The sequence below is a fragment of the Povalibacter sp. genome (genome assembly GCF_036735925.1).
Lineage (GTDB): Bacteria > Pseudomonadota > Gammaproteobacteria > Steroidobacterales > Steroidobacteraceae > Steroidobacter.
In genome coordinates this window covers 7,531-12,955 of sequence record NZ_DAINNK010000108.1, presented here as the reverse complement: position 1 = coordinate 12,955, position 5,425 = coordinate 7,531, and the positions used below count along the sequence as shown (strand labels likewise).

Sequence of the window (5,425 nt, the reverse complement as noted above, 5' to 3'; positions counted from 1 at the left end):
TACGACCTGGCCGGCAACAACACGCCGATTTTCTTCGTGCGCGACCCGATGAAGTTTCCGCACTTCATCCGCAGCCAGAAACGGCTTCCCGACTCCGGCCTGCGCGACAACCACATGCAATGGGACTTCTGGACCAACAATCCGGAATCCGCACACCAGGTGACGTACCTGATGGGCCCGCGCGGCCTGCCGCGCACGTGGCGACACATGAACGGTTACGGTTCGCATACCTATCTCTGGATCAACGCCGAAGGCGCGAAGTTCTGGGTCAAGTACCACTTCCACACCCAGCAGGGCATGGAGTTCTTCAGCAATGCCGAAGCCGCCGCGATGGCGGGCAGCGACGCCGACTTCCATCGCCGCGATCTGTTCGATGCGATCGAGCGCGGCGCCTTCCCGAAGTGGAAGCTGTCGGTGCAGGTGATGCCGTACGCGCAGGCGCGCACCTACCGCATCAATCCGTTCGACCTGACCAAGACCTGGCCGCACGCGGACTATCCGCTGATTCCGGTGGGCGTCATGACGCTGAACCGCAATCCGGAAAACTTCTTCGCGCAGATCGAGCAGGCGGCGTTCTCGCCGGGCAACACGGTACCGGGCATCGGCCTGTCGCCGGACAAGATGCTGCTGGCGCGTTCGTTCGCCTACGCCGACGCGCAGCGCAACCGCATCGGCGCCAACTTCCATCAGTTGCCGGTGAACCAGCCGAAGGCGCCGGTGAACACTTACCAGTTCGACGGTCCGATGGCGTATCACCACAGCGGCGCCGCGCCGGTCTACGCGACCAACAGCGGCGGTCGTTCCTGGGCCGACCATACCGGTCAGGTCGAAGACGGCTGGGAGGCGGACGGCGAGATGGTGCGCAGCGCCTATGCCTTGCGTGCGGATGACGACGACTTCAGCCAGCCGGGCACGCTCGTGCGCAAGGTGTTCAACGACCGCGAGCGCCAGGCGCTGATCGAACAGGTCGCCGGCAGCCTGCTCGGCGGCGTGCGCAGTCCGGTACTCGAGCGCGCGTTCGACTACTGGAAGCGCATCGATCCGGATGTCGGCGCGAAAATCGAAGCGAAGGTACGCGCTGGCGCTGCGCGGGAACCGGCGGCAGGCATGGGCGAGAGTTGAGCGGTGCGCCCGCTGCGCATCCACACATTCATCTTCTGAAGGAGTTCCGATGATCCTGTCGCCCCGTAACCTCGCTACCTTGCTTTGCCTCGCGCTGTCGAGCAGCGGCGCCGTTGCTGCAACAACGGCGAACGCGCCGGCGCCGGCGACGCCGCCGTTCGCGGTCGCCGAGATCGTCCGCTTCGATCATCCATGGGCGATGACCTTCCTGCCCGACGGCCGCCTGCTGGTGACTGAAATGGGCGGCGCTCTGCGCCTGTTCAATCCGGTGAACAAACACAGCGGCACCGTGACCGGCGTGCCGCGCGTGTCGCACGTCGCCCAGGGCGGGCTCGGCGACATCGTGCTGCATCCGCAGTTCGCGACCAATTCGCTGGTGTATCTGAGCTTCGTCGAGCCCGCGAACGGACGCCTCGGTGCAGCAGTCGCGCGTGCGCGGCTGACGCTGGACGCCGCGGGCGGCGGCGCACTCGAAGATCTCAAGGTGATCTGGCGACAGGATCCCAAGAAGAGCGGCGACGGACATTTCGGTTACCGGCTCGCTTTCGATCGCGACGGCAAACTCTGGATCAGCTCGAGCGAGCGCAAGGAGTTCGATCCGGCGCAGGACATGACGACCAACCTCGGCAAGATCATCCGGCTGAACGATGACGGCAGCGTGCCGTCCGACAACCCGTTCGCCGACCGCGGCGGCGTCACCGCGCAGGTATGGTCGCTGGGTCATCGCAACATCCTCGGCATTGCGTTCGACGCCAAGGGTCAGTTGTGGGCGCACGAAATGGGACCGCAGGGCGGCGACGAACTCAACCGCATCGAGAAAGGCGCCAACTACGGCTACCCGCTCGTCTCCAACGGCAATCACTACGACGGCACGCCGATTCCCGATCACTCGACGCGGCCCGAGTTCCGCGCGCCCGTGATCACCTGGACTCCGGTGATTTCGCCGGCCGGCTTCGTGATCTACGACGGCGCGAAGTTTCCGGCCTGGAAAGGCAGCGGCCTCATCGGCGGGATGTCGTCGAAATCGCTGGTCCGCGTCGAGTTCAACGGCGACAGCGCGCGCGAGGCGGAACGCTTCGACATGCAGCGACGCATCCGCGAGGTCGAACAGGGGCCGGACGGCGCGGTCTGGCTGCTCGAGGACGGAACGCGCGGAGGCCAGGGCTGGCTGCTGAAGCTGACGCCCCGCTGAGCCGACTGGCATCCGACCAGCGCAAACAACCTGCCCGAACCCGGGAAGTCATTGACGCAGGACACTGACATGAATCTGCAGCAGGCGATGAAGAATCCGAACGTTGCGTTCGAATCTCCCGAGGCGCTCGAAGCCTCGACGGAATTCACGGCGCCGCAGAAGCGCGCCATTCTCGTGCAGTGGAAGGATCAACTGGAAAAGCTGCTCATCGCCGACGAAGAAAGCATGCTTCGCAGCGACGCAAAGCCCGGCGCCAACGCCGACTGCCTGAGGCGCGTCACGAACATGCTGACGCGCCTGCCATCCTGACGGAACCAATCGAGACGGGGCGCGCCCGCTGCTTCATCGAAGCTCTCTTAGGGAAAGGCGAATGGAGCGCCAGAATAATTCCAATGGTTCTCAGGACGAATAGCCCGTAGAAATCCTGGCTCATGGCAATCGGAGATCGCCCATGTCCGCAAGATTTCCCATCGAACGCAGCTGCACCCATCAGGCCGAGCGATTTCAGCTCGCCTTCGCCAGGCGCGCACTGGAACTGATGCCGCGCGATGAGGCGACCGCTTTCCGCTCCGGCGCCGACGGATTGACGATCGCGGCAGAAACCGAAATGGCGTTGCAGCGTCCGGTGCGCCTGCTGGAAGAAGTCTATGGAGCAGCGGTGCGTATCAGTCCGCCGAAGGTGCGCTATCGCGGCTGCAGGCAGAGCGATCGGATCGAACAGCCCATCATGGGCCTGCGCATCTTGTGCGCGCCCGTCAACTTCGAGCCCATCCGCGAAGACCTGCGCAGGCGTGGCGCCAGCATCCTGGATGCTGAAGTGAATCGCAGGTTCGGGATCGTCCGTGCGTGTGCGCCGCTCGCGCAGCTGCTCGGTTATCCGGATGCGCTGGATCGCATCACGGGCGGCAGGGACCACCTGGTCATGTGGCTGAGCCACTATGAACGGCTCGACGATCCTCCGCCCGCAGGCGCGGCTGCCTGACGACGCCGCTCAGCTGTCGGCGAATAGTTGCCGGGCGGCGCTGGTCATCGCCACCACCGCGGGGTGCTTGATCTTGCGCTCCGCGGAGATGGCGAAGAACTCGGCTTTGACGCCATGGGCCATGCCGATGCGTACGAATCCGTGCTGGCTGCGAAACTGGCTTTCCAGCACGGACGGCACCGGCGCAAAGCCGTGCCCCGCGCGCGCAAACTCGCGCAGCATCGCGTAGTCCTCGAACTCGCCCAGCATCAGCGGACGCACGCCCTGGCGGTCCAGCCATTGATCCAGCGCCCGGCGGATCGCGGTGTCATCCGTCGGCAGCAGCACCGGCACACCGTCGAGCGATTTGGGAAATCCGCGCCGCAAGGTTTTCGCCAGCGCCGGCGTGGCCATCCAGTAGACCTTGCACTGCCCGAGCGAATGGCTGTGCGCGCGCATGTTGAGCGTCGGCGTGACCGGCGCATCCGACAGCACGACGTCGATGTCGTGCATCACGAGGTCTGCCACCAGCCGTTCCAGCGTGCCTTCGCGACAGGTCACGCGCACCAGCTGTTTCAGCTGCATGCCGGGTTCGAGTATCCGATACGCAATCTCTTTCGGCACCACGTCGTCGATGCCGACGCGCAGACGCAGCGGTCGTGTCGAGGGGCGCTGTTCGAGCGCATCGAGCATTTCCTGTCCCAGGGTGAAGATCTCGTTGGCGTAGCCGAACACCAGCTTGCCGACCTCGGTGGGCACCAGGTTGCGGCCCGACTTGGCGAGCAGCTTCTCGCCCAGTCGTTCTTCGAGCGTACGCAGTTGCGCACTCACCGTCGGCGCAGACAGCGCCAGTTCCTCGCACGCCTTCGTCAGGCTTCCCGTGCGCACGACCGCCCAGAAGTACAGCAGATGCTGATAGTTGATGCGTCGAATGACGGCCATCCGGAAGAAACCTCTGCTGGTGCGTTTGCTGCCGCCGGCCAGGTCGGCGCATCCATCATTTCATACTCCTGCAGCAGATGCGCGAGCATGAAGCGACGCCGGTCGGCGGCGTCACTCGCGTGTCGATTCTTTCCGCACCACGACGCCCTCGATCACATCGTCCTGCGCCGGCCGCGACGGCGCCTGACGGCGCAGTTGCCGCAGCTTCCACCAGAAATACAGCCCGAAAACGCACAGCGCCGTCAGCACGACGGCAAACACCACGATCGACATCGCAATCGCGCCCACCAGTGCAACCGCCGCCGCCACGGCCGTGAGCACCCTGACCACAATGCCCTGCGCACGCGAGCCGATATTGCCGCGATGGCCAAGCTGCGAGCGCTCCTGATCGAAATGCATCGACGCCTCTTCGGTGAACTGCGCCGTGTTATCGGCACGTGCTATTCGAGACTCGTGCTGGCCTCACAAGTTCCAGGCCAGGCGGCACGAACGTGGCGCAACTCTGGTTCACAGGGAATCCCGTCTGACACCACACCTGCGGCGCGCAGCGTCGCGGCCATGGTCACCAGTTCCGCGAGCGATGTTGCCCGCATCTTGCGCATGACCTGGCCGCGATGCGCCTTGACCGTGATCTCCGAGATGCTCAGCGCTTCGGCGACATGCTTGTTCATGCGGCCCGTCACCACGAGCTGCATCACTTCGCGTTCGCGACGGCTGAGCCGGCCGAACCGGTCATGCAGCACGCGCGCCGCCGCCTGCTTCGCCCGGACCGAACGGCTCAGATCCAGTGCCTGTTCGACGGCATTCAACAACAGCTCTTCATCGAGCGGCGTGGTCAGGAACTCGACCGCGCCGGCCTTGATGGCGTGGACGGTCATGCGCACGCTCGGGTTGTCTGCAATGAAAATGACGGGCAGGTCGCGTCGCTGCCTCATGAATTCCTGCAAGGCAGTGCCGGCACCGCCGAACCGATCGATATCGACGATCAGGCAGCCCGGACCCGTCATCTCCGTTGGCGCGAGAAAGTCACAGGTCTGTGCGACTCCCTCCGTACGCCACCCTGCGGACACGATCGCCTCTCTGAGGACGCTGCGAACCTGCGGATCGTCGCTGACGATGAAGACGACCGGCGAGTCGACAGTACGCAGCGTCGAATGTGTGAGCGTGAAATCTCGCATGGCCGTGTGCATGACAGGTTCCTCTCAATC

The 5,425-nt window shown here is 64.6% G+C and carries 7 protein-coding genes; 4 read left to right on the top strand and 3 right to left on the bottom strand.

Annotated features, from left to right (window positions below; translation table 11 throughout):
• The 4 genes from V7D81_RS21345 to V7D81_RS21330 form a co-directional block, all read left to right on the top strand.
• Nucleotides 1–1,122, top strand: a 1,122-nt coding sequence (locus tag V7D81_RS21345) for a catalase (protein WP_324320108.1), incomplete at its 5' end; no start/stop codon positions are given.
• Between the two features lie 49 nt (nucleotides 1,123–1,171).
• On the top strand, nucleotides 1,172–2,314 hold the full coding sequence (locus tag V7D81_RS21340) for a PQQ-dependent sugar dehydrogenase (RefSeq protein ID WP_324320106.1): 1,143 nt from the start codon (nucleotides 1,172–1,174) through the stop codon (nucleotides 2,312–2,314).
• Between the two features lie 69 nt (nucleotides 2,315–2,383).
• On the top strand, nucleotides 2,384–2,623 hold the full coding sequence (locus V7D81_RS21335) for a hypothetical protein (RefSeq protein ID WP_324320104.1): 240 nt from the start codon (nucleotides 2,384–2,386) through the stop codon (nucleotides 2,621–2,623).
• A gap of 142 nt (nucleotides 2,624–2,765) precedes the next feature.
• Complete coding sequence (locus V7D81_RS21330) at nucleotides 2,766–3,296, top strand: hypothetical protein (RefSeq protein WP_324320103.1); 531 nt, start codon at nucleotides 2,766–2,768, stop codon at nucleotides 3,294–3,296.
• Between the two features lie 9 nt (nucleotides 3,297–3,305).
• Here V7D81_RS21330 and nhaR read toward each other — a convergent pair whose 3' ends face one another.
• The 3 genes from nhaR to V7D81_RS21315 form a co-directional block, all read right to left on the bottom strand.
• On the bottom strand, nucleotides 3,306–4,217 hold the full coding sequence (gene nhaR / locus V7D81_RS21325; protein WP_324320101.1) for a transcriptional activator NhaR: 912 nt from the start codon (nucleotides 4,215–4,217) through the stop codon (nucleotides 3,306–3,308).
• A 111-nt stretch (nucleotides 4,218–4,328) separates the two neighbouring features.
• On the bottom strand, nucleotides 4,329–4,616 hold the full coding sequence (locus V7D81_RS21320; RefSeq protein ID WP_324320099.1) for a hypothetical protein: 288 nt from the start codon (nucleotides 4,614–4,616) through the stop codon (nucleotides 4,329–4,331).
• A 41-nt stretch (nucleotides 4,617–4,657) separates the two neighbouring features.
• Nucleotides 4,658–5,407 (bottom strand): response regulator transcription factor, encoded by a 750-nt coding sequence (locus tag V7D81_RS21315; RefSeq protein ID WP_324320097.1) that lies wholly within the window; start codon nucleotides 5,405–5,407, stop codon nucleotides 4,658–4,660.
• Nucleotides 5,408–5,425 lie beyond the last annotated feature (18 nt).

What these genes read in the sequence shown, in the direction of transcription:
- V7D81_RS21315 (WP_324320097.1), bottom strand. Translation starts at nt 5,407, where the DNA reads ATGCACACGGCCATGCGAGATTTCACGCTCACACATTCGACGCTGCGT.
- nhaR (WP_324320101.1), bottom strand. Translation starts at nt 4,217, where the DNA reads ATGGCCGTCATTCGACGCATCAACTATCAGCATCTGCTGTACTTCTGG.
- V7D81_RS21340 (WP_324320106.1), top strand. Translation starts at nt 1,172, where the DNA reads ATGATCCTGTCGCCCCGTAACCTCGCTACCTTGCTTTGCCTCGCGCTG.
- V7D81_RS21320 (WP_324320099.1), bottom strand. Translation starts at nt 4,616, where the DNA reads ATGCATTTCGATCAGGAGCGCTCGCAGCTTGGCCATCGCGGCAATATC.
- V7D81_RS21335 (WP_324320104.1), top strand. Translation starts at nt 2,384, where the DNA reads ATGAATCTGCAGCAGGCGATGAAGAATCCGAACGTTGCGTTCGAATCT.
- V7D81_RS21330 (WP_324320103.1), top strand. Translation starts at nt 2,766, where the DNA reads ATGTCCGCAAGATTTCCCATCGAACGCAGCTGCACCCATCAGGCCGAG.